Origin of the sequence: Rhizobium sp. LC145 (genome assembly GCF_001005825.1) — a bacterium.
In the GTDB taxonomy this organism is placed as follows: Bacteria; Pseudomonadota; Alphaproteobacteria; order Rhizobiales; family Rhizobiaceae; genus Neorhizobium.
On sequence record NZ_LBHV01000006.1, the window covers coordinates 41,441 to 59,014 of the forward strand.

At 58.1% G+C, this 17,574-nt stretch carries 17 protein-coding genes, 1 tRNA gene and 1 pseudogene; 10 read left to right on the top strand and 9 right to left on the bottom strand.

Features of this window, described 5'->3' with window-relative positions; all coding sequences use genetic code 11:
* Positions 1–28: 28 nt before the first annotated feature.
* Positions 29–1,495 carry an SLC13 family permease gene (locus YH62_RS17880; RefSeq protein ID WP_046795631.1) on the bottom strand — a complete coding sequence of 489 codons (1,467 nt, stop codon included), beginning with the start codon at positions 1,493–1,495 and terminating at the stop codon, positions 29–31.
* A 276-nt stretch (positions 1,496–1,771) separates the two neighbouring features.
* Positions 1,772–1,979 (bottom strand): annotated as a pseudogene (locus YH62_RS30795) (hypothetical protein); the annotation flags it as partial.
* A 518-nt stretch (positions 1,980–2,497) separates the two neighbouring features.
* On the opposite strand from YH62_RS30795, the gene YH62_RS17885 reads away from it, so the two are divergent.
* From YH62_RS17885 to YH62_RS31030, 4 genes are all read left to right on the top strand, one after another.
* A complete protein-coding gene (locus YH62_RS17885; protein WP_046795632.1) occupies positions 2,498–3,508 on the top strand; it encodes an NAD-dependent epimerase/dehydratase family protein in 1,011 nt (336 codons plus the stop codon).
* A 286-nt stretch (positions 3,509–3,794) separates the two neighbouring features.
* Complete coding sequence (locus YH62_RS17890) at positions 3,795–4,868, top strand: porin (protein ID WP_046795633.1); 1,074 nt, start codon at positions 3,795–3,797, stop codon at positions 4,866–4,868.
* A 974-nt stretch (positions 4,869–5,842) separates the two neighbouring features.
* Complete coding sequence (locus YH62_RS17900; RefSeq protein ID WP_046795635.1) at positions 5,843–6,049, top strand: hypothetical protein; 207 nt, start codon at positions 5,843–5,845, stop codon at positions 6,047–6,049.
* A gap of 46 nt (positions 6,050–6,095) precedes the next feature.
* Positions 6,096–6,221, top strand: a complete 126-nt coding sequence (locus tag YH62_RS31030; RefSeq protein WP_280950066.1) for a hypothetical protein — start codon at positions 6,096–6,098, stop codon at positions 6,219–6,221.
* A gap of 923 nt (positions 6,222–7,144) precedes the next feature.
* Here YH62_RS31030 and YH62_RS17905 read toward each other — a convergent pair.
* The 5 genes from YH62_RS17905 to YH62_RS17925 form a co-directional block, all read right to left on the bottom strand.
* Complete coding sequence (locus YH62_RS17905) at positions 7,145–8,074, bottom strand: site-specific integrase (RefSeq protein WP_046795636.1); 930 nt, start codon at positions 8,072–8,074, stop codon at positions 7,145–7,147.
* Between the two features lie 169 nt (positions 8,075–8,243).
* Positions 8,244–9,317, bottom strand: a complete 1,074-nt coding sequence (locus YH62_RS17910) for a porin (RefSeq protein WP_046795637.1) — start codon at positions 9,315–9,317, stop codon at positions 8,244–8,246.
* Positions 9,318–9,724: 407 nt separating this feature from the next.
* A tRNA-Ser gene (locus tag YH62_RS17915) sits at positions 9,725–9,815 on the bottom strand.
* A gap of 255 nt (positions 9,816–10,070) precedes the next feature.
* On the bottom strand, positions 10,071–10,871 hold the full coding sequence (locus tag YH62_RS17920) for an HpcH/HpaI aldolase/citrate lyase family protein (protein WP_046795638.1): 801 nt from the start codon (positions 10,869–10,871) through the stop codon (positions 10,071–10,073).
* A gap of 24 nt (positions 10,872–10,895) precedes the next feature.
* Positions 10,896–12,113 carry an FAD-dependent oxidoreductase gene (locus YH62_RS17925; protein WP_046795639.1) on the bottom strand — a complete coding sequence of 406 codons (1,218 nt, stop codon included), beginning with the start codon at positions 12,111–12,113 and terminating at the stop codon, positions 10,896–10,898.
* Between the two features lie 217 nt (positions 12,114–12,330).
* On the opposite strand from YH62_RS17925, the gene YH62_RS17930 reads away from it, so the two are divergent.
* Complete coding sequence (locus tag YH62_RS17930; RefSeq protein WP_046795640.1) at positions 12,331–12,684, top strand: PilZ domain-containing protein; 354 nt, start codon at positions 12,331–12,333, stop codon at positions 12,682–12,684.
* On the opposite strand, the gene YH62_RS17935 is transcribed toward YH62_RS17930, so the two are convergent.
* Entirely contained in the window at positions 12,648–12,890 is a 243-nt protein-coding gene (locus YH62_RS17935; RefSeq protein ID WP_052760454.1) for a hypothetical protein, read from the bottom strand. The two genes, YH62_RS17930 and YH62_RS17935, sit on opposite strands and share 37 nt — an antisense overlap.
* Positions 12,891–13,034: 144 nt before the next feature.
* Between YH62_RS17935 and YH62_RS17940 the strand changes: the two genes are divergently transcribed.
* Both YH62_RS17940 and YH62_RS17945 read left to right on the top strand, forming a co-directional pair.
* The gene (locus tag YH62_RS17940; protein ID WP_046795641.1) at positions 13,035–13,901 is read left to right on the top strand and encodes a LysR family transcriptional regulator; all 867 of its coding nucleotides are present in this window, start codon (positions 13,035–13,037) and stop codon (positions 13,899–13,901) included.
* Between the two features lie 70 nt (positions 13,902–13,971).
* Positions 13,972–15,093 (top strand): pyridoxal phosphate-dependent aminotransferase, encoded by a 1,122-nt coding sequence (locus YH62_RS17945; protein WP_046795653.1) that lies wholly within the window; start codon positions 13,972–13,974, stop codon positions 15,091–15,093.
* Positions 15,094–15,187: 94 nt separating this feature from the next.
* Here the strand turns inward: YH62_RS17945 and YH62_RS17950 are convergent, their stop codons facing one another.
* Positions 15,188–15,454 carry a sel1 repeat family protein gene (locus YH62_RS17950; protein WP_046795642.1) on the bottom strand — a complete coding sequence of 89 codons (267 nt, stop codon included), beginning with the start codon at positions 15,452–15,454 and terminating at the stop codon, positions 15,188–15,190.
* 484 nt (positions 15,455–15,938) lie between these two features.
* Here YH62_RS17950 and YH62_RS17955 point away from each other — a divergent pair, with 484 nt between their 5' ends.
* The 3 genes from YH62_RS17955 to YH62_RS17965 all read left to right on the top strand — a co-directional run bounded on the left by YH62_RS17955 (position 15,939) and on the right by YH62_RS17965 (position 17,485).
* Entirely contained in the window at positions 15,939–16,277 is a 339-nt protein-coding gene (locus YH62_RS17955; RefSeq protein ID WP_046795643.1) for a DUF2147 domain-containing protein, read from the top strand.
* Between the two features lie 644 nt (positions 16,278–16,921).
* The gene (locus tag YH62_RS17960) at positions 16,922–17,164 is read left to right on the top strand and encodes a hypothetical protein (RefSeq protein ID WP_046795644.1); all 243 of its coding nucleotides are present in this window, start codon (positions 16,922–16,924) and stop codon (positions 17,162–17,164) included.
* A 90-nt stretch (positions 17,165–17,254) separates the two neighbouring features.
* Positions 17,255–17,485, top strand: a complete 231-nt coding sequence (locus YH62_RS17965; RefSeq protein ID WP_046795645.1) for a hypothetical protein — start codon at positions 17,255–17,257, stop codon at positions 17,483–17,485.
* Positions 17,486–17,574: the final 89 nt, after the last annotated feature.

Below are 17,574 nucleotides of genomic sequence, written 5' to 3' on the forward strand. Positions count from 1 at the left end.
TTGAAGTCCTGTAGGCCGTTATTTTTGCTTATTTTTTGACAGGAAGGCCCTGCATTGGCCACAGTACGGTTGCCACCACAATGAGCAGGAATACGAAAGGCGGGACGAGGATGTAACCGAGCTTGCGCAGATCGGTCTGGGTAAAAACCGCAGGTTCCATGCCACCGAACAGCACGACCGGTTTTGCCGATACCATGGTCATCTGGCAAAAACCGCTAGCCAGTGTCACGACCATCACGAGAACGGCCGGATCGGCACTGAGGGCCGAGAGCGGCAGCGCGAAGGCGGGAATGAGTACCGTCGCCCGCGCCGTGCGCGAGGTAATCACCAGATGGGAAAAGGTGGCGATGATCACGGCAAACGAGATGATGACGGTGGGCGCGGTAATCATACTCTGACGGAAAACGCTCACCAACCGATCGGCCAGCATCTGGGCCGTGCCCGTTTCGATCAGCGCCTCGCCGATCACCAGAGTGCCCGCCATAAAAAGCAGGAGGTTCCATTCGACGGTTTTCAAAGCGGCCTTCAGCGTCATTCCGGAAACATTAGGCATACACAGTACGAGCGCCGCGACGACGCCGACCAGTGCCATGCCGATGCCATGCAGGGATTGGGTGGAAAACATCAGCACGGTAACGCAGACCACGGCAGTTGCCGCGATTTGTTCGCGCGAAAGGGCTGCGGGACGTTTTAGCGTAGCGTTGCCGCCCAGCGCCCTGTCGCGTTCCTCCTTGGTCAGGAACACGTGGAGCAGGATGGCGCAGGCAATCAGGCAGGTTACCAGGGAAAACGGACCGGCGAGAACCAGCCAGCCGATGAAGTCCGGTTGACTATCGGTGAGGCGGGACAGGAAACCTGCGGCAACGAGATGCGCGCCGGCGCCGATCAGCGATGCGCCGGCGGAGAGAAGAATGACAGTGGGAAACAGCAGGCCGAGTGCGCGGGAAATCCGCGTATTGTTGATTGCGGCGGAAAGGCCAAGATAAACCGACATCAGGACTGCGGCGCGCGCGGATGTGGAGGGAATGACGAAGGCGGTGGCGAAGATGAGCAGCGTTAGTACCCAGAACATCGAGCGGATGCTGTGTATCTTCGGCATCACTCTGTCAGTCACCTGTTCGATCAGGCCCACATGCCGCAAGACACCGGCAATCACGAAGGCCGACAGAAGCAACCAGATGATGTCATTGCCCAGCGACCGATAGACCAGTTCTTCCGGTACGGCTCCGACCACGGCAAGCGCGACGGCACCCGCCAACGCGACCGGTGTCTCCGGTAGATCGAGGACCGACCAGGCAATGACCGCAGCGAAGAAAATGAAGAGTGTCGCCCGCATCTGCATAGTTAGATCGTCGATCGCCAAGAAGATCAGCACAGCAGCAAAACCAACCAGCAGTGCCGCAACCACCTGCTTGAGATATTGCACGGATACGACGGTCTCGGATGCGGCAGTCGTTGTCTTGTCTTTCTGCGGATTTGCTATGGGCAAGGACATGAGGTGCGCCACCACTTGGCCTCCTTGGATACGCCATCATCAGAGGGCAGTTTCAGATCGAGGGGAGGTGAACAAGTCGGCTCAGATCTCCCGTGTCCGATTATGAACGTTTGATGACGTAGGATATTCCTGATCGCCGTGCGTTTTCGCTTTTTTGAATGGCACGAGCATGTTCGCTCATCGAACCGAGCCGGATAAACGGTTTCGATCAAAGCAGTCAGGTTGCCGCGGCTCGCTTGGTAGATTTATTGCGCTTCCTGCTTGGGTCGATACACCACCGATCTGCTTCAGGATATGGGTGGCAAGCACGTCGCGAACGTTATGCGGCACGTGCGGTAGCAGAGCTTGGACGCGCCACGACCGGTATGGAGATTGTCGATGTCATAGCGTTGGTTGTCAGACGCCAAGCCTCGTAGAATATCGTCTGGTTGTGGGCGGTGTCCTTACTGGAGGTCTTGGCCGTCGTCACGAACAATGTGCCCGGGGCGCGAGGGGCCGCATGGCCTCCGCGACAGGTGGCATGTTCGCCCAGCTGGCGGTGAATTTTCAAGCGGTGTTCGACTTCGTTGCGTGGCTACCAAGCTATCGCCAAGGACGCTATGAGGTGCGCACAGCAACAGTACCGGGCTTCTTAAACCTTCCCGATAAGGCCTGCCATGGACCATCTTGCTCAACAGTCACCTCACTGTGACCGGCACACAGAATTGTGCCGCCTTGTGAGGAAGATATAGCAGTACCATCTTCCGGCGATCGATCGTTACGGAAGAGACCTTTAGGATGAGCGATGCAAAATCGGCACTGGTGCTTAGGGCGACGGGGCGGCGCAACAAGGCGGCACACTTGTGAAGAGACTCGCTTTGCGAAGTGCTTTTTTCCCGAGCTACCTTCGACGCCATCAGCAGGGCGTGCCTGACGAAAGAGACGCGTCGGCCGGGAATTGCTAAATTCTTTGAAACGAGGCATGTGAGCCGCACGCTCCAAGCACACAAATTAGGGTTCACTATGAAGTACTTCATCACCGGCACCGCGGGCTTCATCGGCTTCCATCTCGCGCGTCGGTTACTCGAAAGCGGCCATGAGGTTTTCGGCTTTGATGGAATGACGCCTTATTACAATCTGCGCCTGAAGGAAGCTCGAAATGCTGCTCTTCTGCAGTTTCCTGCTTTCCGATCAACGCGCGGCACGCTGGAGGAAAAGGCTCTACTCGAAAAATCGGTGGCCAATGCCCGACCGGACGTCCTGATCCATCTGGCAGCGCAGGCTGGTGTGCGCTACAGCCTGGAAAATCCCAAGGCCTATGTTGAATCAAACCTGGTCGGCTCGTGGAACGTCATGGAGGCCGCTCGCAACCTCGGTGTCGGGCATCTGATGCTAGCCTCGACTTCGTCCGTCTATGGAGCCAATCCGAAAATCCCCTTCAGCGAAAGCGATAAGGCCGACGAGCCGCTGGCCTTCTACGCAGCCACCAAGAAGGCGATGGAAGTGATGGGGCATTCCTATGCCCATCTGCACAAGGTACCGACAACTGCTTTCCGCTTCTTTACGGTCTATGGTCCATGGGGACGGCCAGACATGGCGCTCTTCAAGGTTGTGAAAGCCATGCTGGAGGATCGAGAGATTGAAATCTACGGCGAAGGCAAGATGAGCCGTGATTTCACCTATATCGATGATCTGGTGGATTCTATCATCGATCTTTCGCATATCGCCCCCTCCGAGGAAAACCGGGTGCCTGAAATCGATACGCTTTCGTATCAGGCACCCTTTCGGATCATGAACATTGGTGGTGGGCAGCCGGTGGCCCTCCTCGACTTCATCGAAACGATCGAGCGGGTTATGGAGCGCCCGGCGAAGCGGGTGATGTTGCCGATGCAGAAGGGGGATGTTCCAGGCACCTTCGCGAATCCCGATCTTCTAGTTGCGCTGACCGGGCGCAAGCCGCAGACCGGTCTGGATGCTGGAGTTCGCGCATTCGTAGACTGGTTTCGGATATATTTGAAAGAGCTGGATTTGTAGATCGCCGATCGGTTTACCGTCCCGTGAAAAGGAAAGCTCATCCAGGAGGCTAATTGCCTAAAAATTAGTTAATTTGCCTGCTTGGCAAGCATTGTGTGTCCGTTATCCCACAGTGAACTTCAAAGCAGACCTGAATACGGCAGGTCATGCTGATCGTCGATTTACAAACCACCTGTTGGTGCGTAGCTGATAACAACGAGTTCGCGGACCTCGGCCCCGAGGGGAACTCGAAATTCGGGGTGATCACCATTTTAAGATGATCCTCAATTTTAATAGGAGTTTACCAATGAACCTAAAGAGCCTCCTTCTTGGCTCAGCCGGCGCGGTTGTGGCGTTGTCCAGCGTTCAGGCTGCCGATGCGATCGTGGCCGCTGAGCCCGAGCCGATGGAATACGTTCGCGTCTGCGACACATTCGGCGCCGGTTACTTCTACATCCCTGGTTCCGAAACCTGCCTCAAGATCGGCGGTTACGTCCGTGCGGGGGGCGAAGGACGCAGCGACTTCGACATCGACGGTGTGGAACTCCAGGATGGCGGCTATCGGACCCGTACGCGCGCGCAGCTAGAACTCCAGGCCAAGACCGACACCGAACTCGGTACCCTGACTTCGCTCATTACTCTGCGTGGCGAAAACCACGACGACGACGACTTTAGCCTGAACGAGACCTATATCGAACTCGGCGGTCTGCGCGTTGGCTATTTCTACAACTACTTCGACATCGGTCTGGACGGAGAAACCTTCCTCTCCGACGAAGGTCCGATTGCCGGTGCCGGCTACATTGGCGGGGACACCCTGAACAATTCGATCCGCTACACCTTTGCGAACGAGGCGTTCCAGGCTTACCTTCAGGCCGATGCTTTCAATTCGGAAGCCGGCTGGAAGACCGATGCTGACGACAGCGATGACGAACTCGGCATTAACGGCCTGATCGGCGGCACGTTCGGCGGCGTATCCGCTAACCTCTTCGCTGCCTATGAATTCGACCATGAAGAGACGGTGATCGCCTCCACGATTACGGCGCGTCTTGGTCCGGGAACTCTCGGTATCATGGGCGTTTACTCGACGGGTGCCAGCCGTTACTGGGACTTCTCTGAATGGTCGATCGGCGCTGAATACGCCATTGCGGTCAACGAAAAGTTCAGTATCGCTCCGGGCGTCCAGTACTGGGATAACATCCTGTACGATGCCGATGGTAACTATGACGGCGGCAGCGCATGGCGCGTTGGCGTAACCGCTGACTACGAGATCACCGAAGGACTGGATCTCAAGGCAACCGTCAACTACACTGACGTCGATCTTGACGATCTCGGCGACGGCGACCGTTGGGACGGCTTCCTCCGTCTGCAGCGTTCGTTCTGATCTGAGCCAACTAAAAACAAGTAGCTCGCAGCCAAAAGGCTGCGAGCTACTGTTTCATCAATCGAGCGATCGGAATGCTCCTGTCGAGGTCGCATTGTCGCGCAGCATGAATGATGACGGTCTCATCATTGTTTCCTTGCTTAACGGAGGCAAAGGGAAAGCCGAGTCGACTGGACTCGATCCAGCTCCTGAACGCCAATCCAACGCCCCAACGGATCGGGCGGTTGTTGGGAAATGTCTGCCCATCTTGGCGCATACGAACACTCCGGATCGCAATCCGTGGAATGATGCCCTGCACGTTCCAGTTCAAGGCCTAGGCATTGACGAGGAATGAGGATGAGAACCGCATCCCATGCTCATCAATCACGTTAGCAAGAAGTATCGGCGATGGGAGTGGCACGGAACCTGTGGTGCTGCCCACCGTTCCATGCGTTGATGTGTAGCCACAATTCCTGTTTGCGCTACTTTTGTCGTCCGTGCGTTGGGAGCCGTTTGATGCGCCGCCCCCGGCAGCCTCACCCTGTCCGGAGCCAGCCTCACCCCTGCTTCCGCCTGCGGTTTGAGCTACTGCTACTGTGGCAAGGCTGAGTGATAGGACAGTGATCGTAAAAAGCTTTGAATTATGCGGAAAATTTCTCTCTTGTCATTGTGATTACATCCCATCCATCGTCCGAACTGGCTTGACCGCGGGAAGCTCCCAGAATTGCCGGTTGAGAGGCAGCTACTATCCGCCAACCGCCACAAGCTTCCGGTTGACGACCTGGACGGTGATCCACCGCTTCGCTTCTTTTGTATCTTTCCGCATATCCGGAACTCTCAGAAATCGGTATCGTTGATCGTCATCAAGAATCCAGGAAAGACTATCATGAATATCAGAACCTTCACCTTGGCCACTATGATTGGCATTGTCTGTTCATTCCTGGCCGGCTGCGTTGGGGACGGAGGATCAGGGCGATACGTCGGCTATCGCACCTATGATCGGTTTGACCGAGATTGGTATGGAAGTCGTGGTGATCGTGATCATGATCACGGCAGCCGCGGACGCATTAGCGTTCCTGAGCTTCACAGGATGGAACGCGAGCGGAGTGGGCGCGCGGATCGATCAGAGAGTGGCACCCGCATTGTGCCCCGGCGTTGATCCGGCAATGGATCAACTGGCGAATGGCCCCAAAGAGCAGTAAGCTCTCTCGAGTTCCATTCCCCAAATTGTTTCGCGGGAGAAGTGCCATGAAATGGATCATCTACTCCATTATGTTGCTGGCTATCATCGCATTCAGCGGGTGCGCCACCGCGGATAGGAAGCCGGTGCCTCCTCAAGACCAAGGCAGCCATGCAGGCGGCGGCTCTTATTGAAGGGTTTGGCCGGAACAGGCGAACTGTTTCCCTAAAAGCCCGCCCTCCTGTCAATTGACACGGAGGCTGATCGAGCCCGTTATGGCTGAAATTGCAAGCTGTCGCGCGGGTGTCGTTTCGGCGTACTTCCAGTGTCGTGCCTGCTTACGACCGATGAACCCGCCTGAACGCGACGGGTTCATGTCTCTGGTTCGCGATCAGGTATCAATAATATGGTAATCTGCACTCGGCTCTGACACCCCGCTCGCGGCACATAGGTGTTGTCGGAAACCCGGTAGGTACGATATCGGGCAGAGCACCAATCGACATGACGTGTCGGCAAGCGAGTAATTATACCAGCCATAGCGATCTCGCCTATCTCCGCGCCAGTCCCGTCGCCACTCGCGCCGATCTCTTCTATCCTCCCTATCTCGCACAACTCTCCTTGGCTCAGGTATGCTTGGGTCCCGGTCCTGAACGAGATGAACGTTTTTTGGTGTGGTGACAGTCTGTGCCGGTACACCTATGGAAAAGCCATGCGCAGGTGCTATTCCCGACAACGCCGTGATGACAGCCAAGTCAACGATTGACAACTTCGTCAGCTTGCAGGCCAGGCACCGCCGGGCAACTGGCTGGCAAAGTCGCTGAATTGTCGAGAGCAGGGCACCGTTCTCGCGCCACATCCAATTAAGAGCGTACAGATGTCGCCCATCACCTACCGAGACTGAGTCGTATGCAGACGGTTGACTTTGGCAGTGTACCTCACCTGGTTGCAAACCGATTCGCTTCGAGGCCATGCTCCCTCCGGAGCAGCATTGCTTTCTCGTCCACAGAACAAGTTGCGGGCCGGCAAACAAGCCCACGAGGAGGCCGCCTCTCTTTGACTGATGGCCAGAATTCTATTCTGACCATCAGTCAAAATCGACGGGAGGAAGGGCTCGTTCTTAGCCTGAAGCTCGCTCGAGGATAGGCACACAAACATCGAGGTCGTGCGAGGCCAAATGCGCATAGCGCATTGTCATCTGCAATGTTTGGTGGCCAAGCCACATTTGTACACGCCTGATGTCAACTCCTCCCCGCACCAGACGTGAAGCACAGGTGTGGCGAAGAACATGTGGCACGATATCTCGATCAATGCCCATGCCAACCTGATCTTTTGCGCTATTCCAAATGTAACGGAATCGCTGCTGATCGATAGCAACGAAAGGGCCTTCGGGACGGCCTTTTTGAGCAGTAACTGCGTCTAACGCGCGGGGCGTAAGTGGGATCGTTCTGCTTTTGCCCGATTTTGTAATCCAGAAGGTGACCCGCCGTTCATGGATGTCATTCCACCTCAGACCTATTGCTTCGCCCAGGCGCGCCCCGGTGTCGACAAGGAACACGCACAGTGCATGATAGTGCTCATCCTTTGAAGCAATGGCCGAGAACAAGCGCTTTTCCTCGTCTGTTTCGAGGAAACGGATCCGCCCCGCTCGTTCCTTTTGCCGCTTGAACTCGGGTAGGCTATGTAGGTCGCCCATCTTGAACGCTTTCCGCAGCAACTTGCTTAACGCTGCCATCTTTCGGTTGATGGTTGCGTTGCTGTTGCTCCGTTTGCGCAGTTCGCCGATCAGGCCGTCCACCATCTCTTGAGAAAAAGTAGTGAACGTTGCCCCGAGCAAAATGTCGTCCAGTTCAGCGATGAAGGCTGCGACATTGTTTCGATGGCTTCCAACCTCCCAGAGTATGTCTCCATACTTCTGGAACAATTCGGAGAGACTAATGCTTTTGACAGCCTTGAATGGGCCGCCTTGATTGAATTGGAAGTTAACCGAATATGCTAGCTTGAACGTGCTGAAGTCGCCTTCGGCGTCTGGATCAGCCTCTCCCGCCAACTCAGTTTCTCCTGCCTCTCCGTCAGGCAAAGAAACAATGACACGGCTCTGTCATCAACGTGCACTGAAAGAAAATGCTGCTTGAATGCGAGCATCTTCGTTGCGCAGTTGCACAACAGCAACAGCCCGCAACCCGAAGGCTGCGAGCTATCGAATTCGCTAGATCAGATTAGAACGAGCGCTGCAGACGGATGAAGCCGTCCCAACGATCGCCATCGCCGAGGTCGTCGAGGTCAACGTCGGTGTAGTTGATGGTCGCCTTGGCGGTCAGGCCTTCGGTGATCTTGTAGTCAGCGGTCACGCCAACGCGCCAAGCGCTACCGCCATCATAGTCACCGTCGGCATCGTACAGGATGTTATCCCAGTACTGAACGCCCGGAGCGATGCTGAACTTCTCGTTGACAGCGATGGCGTATTCAGCGCCGATCGTCCATTCAGAGAAGTCCCAGTAACGGGTCGCGCCGAAGGAGTACACGCCGAAGATGCCGAGTTCGCCCGGGCCGATCGCAGCGGTGATCGTGGAAGCGATAACAGTGTCTTCGTAGTCGAAGTCGTAAGCCGCGAAGAGGTTAGCGGATACGCCGCCGAACGTGCCGCCGATCAGGCCGTTGACGCCGAGTTCGTCGTCGTTACCGGCTTCGTCGGTCTTCCAACCAGCCTGCGAGTTGAAAGCGTCACCCTGGATGTAAGCCTGGAATGCCTCGGTTGCAAAGGTGTAGCGGATCGAGTTGTTCAGGGTGTCGCCACCGATGTAGTCAGCGCCAGCAATCGGACCGCCGTCGGAGAGAACGGTTTCACCCGGCAGACCGATATCGAAGTAGTTGTAGAAGTAACCGACCTGCAGACCGCCGAGCTGGATGAAGCTCTCTTCGAGGTAGTAGTCGTCATCGCTGTTGCTGTTGGCGCGCAGCGTGATCTGAGAGTGCAGCTCACCAAACTCGGTGTCGCTCTTCGCCTGGAAGCGAAGCTGAGCACGCGTGTTGGTGCGGTAACCGCCGTCCTGCAGTTCCACGCCATCGATATCGAAATCGCTGCGGCCATCGACCTGCACACGGACATAACCGCTGATCTTGAGGCAGGTTTCCGTACCCGGGATGTAGAAGTAGCCAGTACCGAACGCGTCGCAGACGCGAACGTATTCCATCGGCTCGGGCTCAGCGGCCACGATCGCGTCGGCCGCCTGGGCGCCAGATACTGCTGCGAGGGCAGCAGCGGAGCCGAGAAGAAGGCTCTTGATGTTCATTTTGACCTCCAGTCAAAGTTTCGTTTGGGTCTGGGTTCTTTGCTGAAGGACAGCGTTCCCTGCCCCATCCCCGCGATTACCAGAAAACGGACGATCCACCGCCTCGCTTCCGAATGTGAAAATACAAGACGTCGAAGGCCATGCAATCTTGAACTACAGCCAAACAAGCTCATCCGACCTGCTTCGATGAAGGCTGTTGCCGAAAGGACACAAAAGCGAGAGCAGGACGGCATCAACATTTACCCTTCGTTAAGAAAGGACTTATGTGCCAGTTACTTAGCAAAGGCATAGGGGAAATGGGCGCAACAACCGATGCGGTTCATCGCGGAACGGCTTTTCCCGCAAAGGGCGATGCCGAATGTGGATGAGCGGGCGGGTGTGGAAAACCCCGAAACGCATGGTGTTGATGGCGGAGAGGAAGGGATTCGAACCCTCGATACGCTTTTGACGTATACTCCCTTAGCAGGGGAGCGCCTTCGACCACTCGGCCACCTCTCCGGTGAGGCCTCAGTAAGTTGAAGAGCCTGTGAATGCAAGGCCTTTGTGAATTCATCCGCCAAGTTTTGGACGAATCACACCGTCCGAACTGCTTCCCAGGGAGATTGATATCCCCGCTCGCGCGCGCTGATTCTCCAGCGGGCCGTCCTGGCGGAGCCGATGGATTATCTGACGCAGATCCGGCGATTCGGTGGCATTCACACGCTGGCCGAACGCCGGCTCTTCGGGCGATGCTTGCCGCGGACAGATCGATTCTCAATAGCCGGCCCGCTGTCCGGCAGGTTCGCCGCCCCGGCCGTAGCGGGATGCGAGCCCACGAAGTGCTGCGGCAAATTCGGTCACATCGGCGCCGACAGCGACGAATCGGGCGCCGAGATCGATATAGCGGCGGTTGAGTGATTCGCTGAAAGTCAGGATGCCCGCGGCCTTGCCCGCGCCGGTGATTGTCGCGATCGCCTTTTCGATCACCTCCTGCACCTCCGGCGCTTCCATGCGGCCGAGATAGCCCATGTCGGCGGAAAGATCGGCGGGACCGATGAAGACCCCATCCACGCCCTCGATGGCCGCGATGTTTTCGAGATCGGCGATCGCCGCCATGGTCTCGGCCTGCACCAGAAGGCAGATCTCGTCCTCCGCGGTATCGGCATAGTCGGCGACCGCATTGAAGGCGGAAGCCCTGCCCACCGCCGCGCCGACGCCGCGAATGCCTTTAGGCGGATAGCGCAGCGCGCGCACCAGCTCGCGCGCCTGATCCGCCGAATCGACCATGGGCACGAGAATCGTCCGCGCGCCGATATCGAGCACCTGCTTGAGCATCCACGGCTCGCCGACCGGCACGCGCACCACCGGCTCGACCGGATAGGCCGCGAGCGCCTGCAATTGGGCCAGAATGCTGCGCAGGTCGTTCGGCCCGTGCTCCCCGTCGATCACCAGCCAGTCGAAACCGGCGGTTCCGGCAATCTCCGCCGGCAGCGGCTCGCCCATGTTCAGCCAAAGGCCGATCTGCAGGCGATCCTCGCGAATGGCGGCTTTGAAGTGATTCTTCGGCACGGGCATGTTGTTCGTCCAGTATTAAAGGAGTCAGGAAAGGAGCTGCTTGAGATCGATGGATGGATCGGCGAGCACCCTCCTGTCCGGCGCTATCCCCGCTTCCAGCATCTTCTTGCCGGTGACATAGGCCTTGGCATCGTTGATCGCATCGACGGCGATGAACTCGCCTTCCCGGAAATACCAGATGGAAAGGCTGCCCTCGCGCATTCCAGGTCGCACCAGCGTCTCGTCGTAACCCAGATTGAAGCCGGCGATCTGCAGTTTCACGTCATACTGGTCCGACCAGAACCAGGGCTTCGGATCATAAGGTTCGCCGTCACCCGCCAGAACGGTCGCCACGGCTTCAGCCTGATCGACGGCATTCTGTACCGATTCGAGACGAATTCGCCGCCCTCTCCAGGGCAGCATGGCGCAATCACCCATCGCGAAGATGGAAGGATCGGAGGTGCGGCCGAATTCGTCGACGATTACGCCGTTTCCGACATCAAGGCCGCTTTCCTGCGCCAGCCGGTCATTCGGCATCACGCCGATGCCGACGATGACGACATCCACATCGACCACCGAACCATCGGAAAGCTCGGCGCCGCGCACCTTGCCGCCTTCGCCGAGCAGCCGCACGAGCCCGGTCTTCTCGCGGATCACCGCCCCGTGCCGCAGGTGGATGGCGCGCATGGCGTCCGCGGTCTCCTTGGCGGCGACGCGCTGGAGGATACGGTCGGCCATTTCGATCAGCGTCACCTCGACGCCGAGATGGCGGGCAACCGCCGCCGCCTCCAGGCCGATATAGCCGCCGCCGATGATGAGAAGCCGCCGGCCGGCCCGCATCTCCCCGGAAAGCAGATCGGCATCGCGCTTGTCGCGGACCACGAAGACCCCGTCGAGATCGCCTCCGATGGCGGCGGGCAGTGTGCGCGGCGTGGAGCCGGTCGCAAGCGCCAGTGTCTCATAGTCCAGAACGGAGCCGTCCTGCATGCGCACCCGCCTGGCGGCCCGGTCTATCTCCTCGACATGGGTGGAAAGCCTCAGATCGACCTGGTTTTCCGCATACCAGTTTTCCTGGCGGAAGGTCAGCCGGTCGAATTCCATCTCGCCGAGCAGGTATTTCTTGGAAAGCGGCGGGCGCTGATAGGGCGGCACGTCCTCGGCGCCGATCAGGGTGATGGGCCGTTCATCCTTCAGCAAGCGAAGCTTCGCGGCGAGCGCGAAACCCGCCTGCCCCGCGCCGACGATCACCAGCCTGCCTGTCACCTCGATCCCCCTGACACATCCGCCACATGACGCATGTCGCGTCAGTTGAGGCGTAACCCTGCCGCGCCTGCCCGTCAACCGCAGACGGTTGCGCGTACGCACGGAAGCCATGGCGCGACGAAAACGCGCGGGACAGACGGCATTTTAATGATCTGTTTCAGAATGCGTCAGCCGATCTGGGCTTAGACTGACCGCATGAGGAGAAAAGGAGGGTGCCATGCCCTTGAATATGGACGAGGACCCGAAACGGGACGCGCCGCGCGACCGGGCCTTCCAGAAATTCACCGTGGATCGCCCAGGCAGAATCATCTTCGTCGGCCGGCGGTTGAGCACGACCACGCATTTCCGCTGCCTCGTCCACTCCATCTCTCTCTATGGTGCGGAACTGGAAATCGCCCCGCACATGCCGGTGCCGAACAATTTCTTCCTGGAAATCCTCGGCATCCACGACGAGATCGGCTGCACGGTCATCCGCCGGGAAGAGGAAAGGCTGACGGTCGGCTTCAACATGCTGATCGATCCGGAATTCCTGCATCACGTCGTGCGGCTGAACTTCGAAACGAGCCATTGAGGTTCGTCGTTTTCCGATCGCAGGCGGCGGCCCGGCCGATTCCGGCCGGCGCGCGAAGAACCGCCCGAAACCCATGAGAGAAACGGCAGCGCCCAGAGGAGACCCCGCCATTCGGTGCCCTCCAGCGGATCGGCAAGAGGATTGCTCTTCTTCTTGCAATCCTCGTCCCTAAGACGCTCCCAGAGCCTTACCCAGTTGAGAAGCATGGCATCCACTCCATCTATAATGTCTTGGCTATACCTGCCGTTCAGCTAGGGAGGTTGGGAGCGGACCTGTAGACGCGACGGCGAAAGGCGCGTTTCACCGCTGAAAGATGGAGAAGTCGCCGTTTGAGGCATAAGGGTGCCGCCATGAAGGATGCCGATTGGGACGACCTCAAACTGTTCTTCCATGTGGCGCAGGAGGGCGGCCTCAGCGGCGCGGCCGAGCGCACGGGCATCAGCGCGCCGACGATCGGCCGGCGGATGCTGGCGCTCGAAAGGGTGACCGGGCGCACCCTGTTCGTGCGCAGCCAACAGGGATACCGGCTGGCGCCGGACGGCGAGGTCCTGCTCGAACACGTGCGGGCCATGCGCCGGACGGCGGAAAGCATATCCGACTGGCACAGGAAGGCCTTTGCGCTCCCGATCGTCTCGATCGGCAGCGATGTCTGGCTTTCGGGCTTCATCGCCGACAATATCCCAGCTCTCCGAGGCGGCGAGGACCGCTTTCGCCTGTGCTGCAAATCTCTGCACGCAGGCGTCGATTTCACCTATCGGGAGGCGAATGTCGGCCTCGTCAACCGCCGGCCGCAGAGCGGCAATGTCGCGGTGCGCCGCTCCGTCGACATCGCCTATGCTATATATAAGGCCTCGGACCTTCCCGATTCCGACGAGCTGCCTTGGATATCCATCGGCACCGAGAATGCCTTTTCGCCCGCCGACAAATGGGTGTTCCAGCATCACGAGGCCGACATTCTTACCTGGACGAACTCGCCGGCCCTGCTTGCCCGGCTGATCCGCAGCGGCAACGGCAGAGGCGTCCTTCCGTGTTTCGTGGGCGATTCGCAGCCTGGGCTTCGGCGTCAGGGTGACATTATAGAGGACCTCACCCACACGATATGGATCGTCGCCAATGACGACGATCGCCATCGTCCGGAGATACGCCTCGTGATCGAGCGGCTGAGCCGTCTCTTCAAGGACGAGGAGAAGCGGTTCCGCGGCGAGCGGACGTCGTGAACGGACGCGGCCCTTGCATGGGAAAGAATCGCTCTTATTGTGTGCCGGCTTTCATAACCGGGACATCGTCATGCCTGCATTTTCGCGTTTCACGCCGCTGGTCGGCGCGCTTCCCGCAACCGTTCCCTTCGTCGGGCCGGAGGCGATCGAGCGCAATCGGGGGCTTACCGTCAAGGCGCGCATCGGCGCGAACGAGAACGGCTTCGGCCCCGCGCCTTCCGTGATCGAAGCGATCGGTGCCGCGGCGACGGAAACCTGGAAATATTCCGATCCGGAGAACTTTCTCCTGAAACAGGCGCTCGCCGCCCATCTCGGCTGCTCGTCCGACAATCTCGCCGTGGGCGAAGGGATCGATTCTCTGCTCGGTCTCATCGTGCGGCTCGTCATCGAGCCCGGAATGCCGGTCGTAACTTCGTTCGGCGCCTATCCCACCTTCAACTTCCACGTTGCCGGCCATGGCGGGCGGCTGGTCACGGTGCCCTATGTGGACGACCGCGAGGATCTGGAAGGGCTTCTCGATGCGGTGAAGCGGGAGAATGCGCCGCTCGTCTATTTCGCCAATCCCGACAATCCGATGGGAAGCTGGCACGATGCCGACAACATCGTGGCCTTTGCCAAGGCGCTGCCGGAAACCTGCCTCATGATCCTCGACGAGGCCTATTGCGAAACCGCGCCCGCCGGGGCGACACCGCCGATCTCCGCGCTGATCGACCTGCCCAACGTGATCCGCACCCGCACCTTCTCGAAGGCTTACGGGCTTGCAGGCGCTCGCGTCGGCTACGCGATCTCTACGCCCGGCACGGCGCAGGCCTTCGACAAGATCCGTAATCACTTCGGCATGAGCATAGTCGGAGTAGCGGCGGCAATCGCTGCGCTCAAGGACCAGGCCTATCTAGCCGAAGTGATCGGCAAGATAAAAGCCTCTCGGGAGCGGATCGCGGCGATCGCGCGCGAGGACGGCCTTGTCCCCCTGCCCTCAGCGACCAATTTCGTCGCCATCGATTGCGGCCGCGACGGAGCCCACGCCCGCGCGATCGTCGACGGATTGATGGAGCACGGCGTCTTCATTCGTATGCCAGGCGTGGCACCGCTCAATCGCTGCATCCGCATCAGCACCGGGCCGGAAGAGAACATGACGCTGCTGGCAAAGGCACTGCCGCAGGTTTTGAAGCGAGTAGCGAGTAGTGAGTAGTGAGTAGTGAGTAGTGAGTAGTGAGTAGCTTTCACATGCGGACCTTGGCGCAATCCGCATTTCTGCTCACTAACGGCTAATCACTACTCACTACTCAATGCACCGTCATCCAGTCGCGAGCCGCGCGGAGCGCCTCGGCAAGCTGGGCCTTGCTCATCGTCGACACCAGATCGGCGCGCAACTCGGCGGCGCGATCGCAGCCCTTGATGGCGGCAATGTTAAGCCACTTGTGCGCGGCAACCAGATCGCGATCCACCCCGCGGCCTGTCGCGTACCGCACTCCCATCTCACAGAGAGCGTCGGCGCGTCCTTCTCCCCTCATCATGGTGGGCTCGGACATGTGCGTTTCGAAATGTGCCATCGGTTTATCCCTGTTCGTACCTGTTATTCATCGTCCCTGTTTCGATGCCCTTTCGGGCTCCTCGAGATCGCCGTCTTCATGCGGCTTCTTGATCCCTCGGCCGGCGGGTTTCCCGCTCGTCTGATGCCCAAACCTTCGCGGAAACCTTCAAAAACTCGCTTAAAACGCATGCTTAATTTGCCGAAAACAAAGTTCAAATGATTGGTAAATTTGAGTTTTTGTTAAACATCGGAACTCCTGCCTATTAAGGACTTCTGCAGGATTTTTACGAAAACTTCAGAATTGGAATTTCAACGGATTGCTAACCAAGAATCGCGTCAGCCTTGCCGGATGCACCAGACGCGGAGGTGATGAAGCCGGCCTCCGCACATATTTACCTTTACGTTCGCGTAAGATATTGTGGGAACCGGCTTTCTGGAGGAAGGCCGGAGGAAAAAGGCATGTCCGCAATGAACGTGCCTCATGCATCGGGAGGGAAACGAGGATGCAGAAATTGATGCTGGCGGCAGCTTTCGTGCTGGTTGCCGCAACGGCCGGAAACGCCGCCGAAGCAATCGAAGGAAACTGGAAAACGGCAAGCGGCGAAACCGCGAAGATCGGCCCTTGCGGCGGCGCCTATTGCGTGACGCTGGTCACCGGCAAGCATGCGGGAAAGCAGATCGGCCGACTTTCCGGCACGGGCGGGCAATATAGCGGGCAGATCACCGATCCGGCCGAAGACAAGACCTATAGCGGGTCGGGCACCGTCTCGGGCAATTCGCTGCGGATGAAGGGCTGCGTCCTGAAAATCCTCTGCAAGTCGCAAACCTGGACGCGTCTTTAATATTATAGGATCGACCGGAGCACGGGCGGGTGATGAAATCTGCCGAAGGCTCATCGAGTGGGTCTTAAGCGTCCCTTTGTACATATAGCTGTCATCTAAGCATGATTTATCCCGGTCGCGGCGCCTCGCCGCGGCTGCCGGAGCTCGTGCTTTCTGCATGAAGAGGCGAGGCAAACTAGATTTTTTTGCCCGGTTGGTAGGCCGCTGCCTCTTTTCCCACCGCGCTTCTGGCAACTATTTTTGCATTTCACAGTTTTGTGAAACTCTTGAAATATGCCAACCTCATTTAAATGCCGCATAAAAGACATGAAAAAGCCACATTGTGCACAGCACTCACAACCCTAGATTAATTCCATTTTGGAAACACGCAACATACTGTATTAATTGCTCAATTTATAAAACGCAGACGTGATTAAATCGATTAACACCCATTCCTAAAGCTTTATTAAGCACGGCTATCAACCGGAGGGCGCATATGCGAGACCACCACCTCAGGTCGTCAACATTTCATTGACAGTCGTATCCCAAATGAGGGTCTTCCGGATCGAACCGATCGGTCCGATATGAGCACCGTAAACAGCAAATCACTCTCCCCGGTTCGTACCCCAAGAGCGAACCTCCGTCAGACGGAAAGGACTATATCAATGACCAAGTCTCTGACCTCCACCCTTGCCGCCGCCCTGATCGCTTCCGCCGCCTTTGGTGGCGCAGCCCTCGCCGCCGGCGACTATTATGAAGGTGCTTCCAAGGATGCTGCTACCGTCGCGGTCGACACCGTCCGCACCCACAGCACTGCCAAGAACAACGGCCACCTGGTTCTGGCCCAGAACGATCAGGCCAACATCAACCGTGGTGACTACTACGAAGGCGCAAACCGCCCGAACTAATTCGGCGCAGCTCATTCAAGACACCGTATCTCCCGTGCACTGGTCGCAAACTTAAGTGCCGGGAGACCCCAAAAGGAAAAGGATACGAACATGAACAAGTCTTTTGCTCTCGTTGCCGCACTCGTTGCTTCCGCAGCTTATGGCAGCGCCGCTCTTGCCGCTGGTGACTATTATCAGGGCGCAGACAAGAACGCCTCCCAGTCGCATGTCGACGCCCGCCACACCGGCAGCATCAACAGCGGCAACCACTCGGTACTCGCCCAGAACGATCAGACCATCAATCGCGGCGATTACTACGAAGGCGCGAACCGCCCGAACTAATCGGCGCGGTTCATTCAGGACACACGGTCTCCCCGCGCACCGGTCGCAAACCTTAGGTGCCGGGAGACCTCCAAAACTCAAAGGATACG

Coding starts and splice junctions, on each gene's coding strand:
- YH62_RS17880 (WP_046795631.1), bottom strand. CDS start 1,495: ATGTCCTTGCCCATAGCAAATCCGCAGAAAGACAAGACAACGACTGCC.
- YH62_RS17885 (WP_046795632.1), top strand. CDS start 2,498: ATGAAGTACTTCATCACCGGCACCGCGGGCTTCATCGGCTTCCATCTC.
- YH62_RS17890 (WP_046795633.1), top strand. CDS start 3,795: ATGAACCTAAAGAGCCTCCTTCTTGGCTCAGCCGGCGCGGTTGTGGCG.
- YH62_RS17900 (WP_046795635.1), top strand. CDS start 5,843: ATGATCGGTTTGACCGAGATTGGTATGGAAGTCGTGGTGATCGTGATC.
- YH62_RS31030 (WP_280950066.1), top strand. CDS start 6,096: ATGAAATGGATCATCTACTCCATTATGTTGCTGGCTATCATCGCATTC.
- YH62_RS17910 (WP_046795637.1), bottom strand. CDS start 9,317: ATGAACATCAAGAGCCTTCTTCTCGGCTCCGCTGCTGCCCTCGCAGCA.
- YH62_RS17920 (WP_046795638.1), bottom strand. CDS start 10,871: ATGCCCGTGCCGAAGAATCACTTCAAAGCCGCCATTCGCGAGGATCGC.
- YH62_RS17930 (WP_046795640.1), top strand. CDS start 12,331: ATGCCCTTGAATATGGACGAGGACCCGAAACGGGACGCGCCGCGCGAC.
- YH62_RS17935 (WP_052760454.1), bottom strand. CDS start 12,890: ATGCTTCTCAACTGGGTAAGGCTCTGGGAGCGTCTTAGGGACGAGGAT.
- YH62_RS17940 (WP_046795641.1), top strand. CDS start 13,035: ATGAAGGATGCCGATTGGGACGACCTCAAACTGTTCTTCCATGTGGCG.
- YH62_RS17945 (WP_046795653.1), top strand. CDS start 13,972: ATGCCTGCATTTTCGCGTTTCACGCCGCTGGTCGGCGCGCTTCCCGCA.
- YH62_RS17950 (WP_046795642.1), bottom strand. CDS start 15,454: ATGGCACATTTCGAAACGCACATGTCCGAGCCCACCATGATGAGGGGA.
- YH62_RS17955 (WP_046795643.1), top strand. CDS start 15,939: ATGCAGAAATTGATGCTGGCGGCAGCTTTCGTGCTGGTTGCCGCAACG.
- YH62_RS17960 (WP_046795644.1), top strand. CDS start 16,922: ATGACCAAGTCTCTGACCTCCACCCTTGCCGCCGCCCTGATCGCTTCC.
- YH62_RS17965 (WP_046795645.1), top strand. CDS start 17,255: ATGAACAAGTCTTTTGCTCTCGTTGCCGCACTCGTTGCTTCCGCAGCT.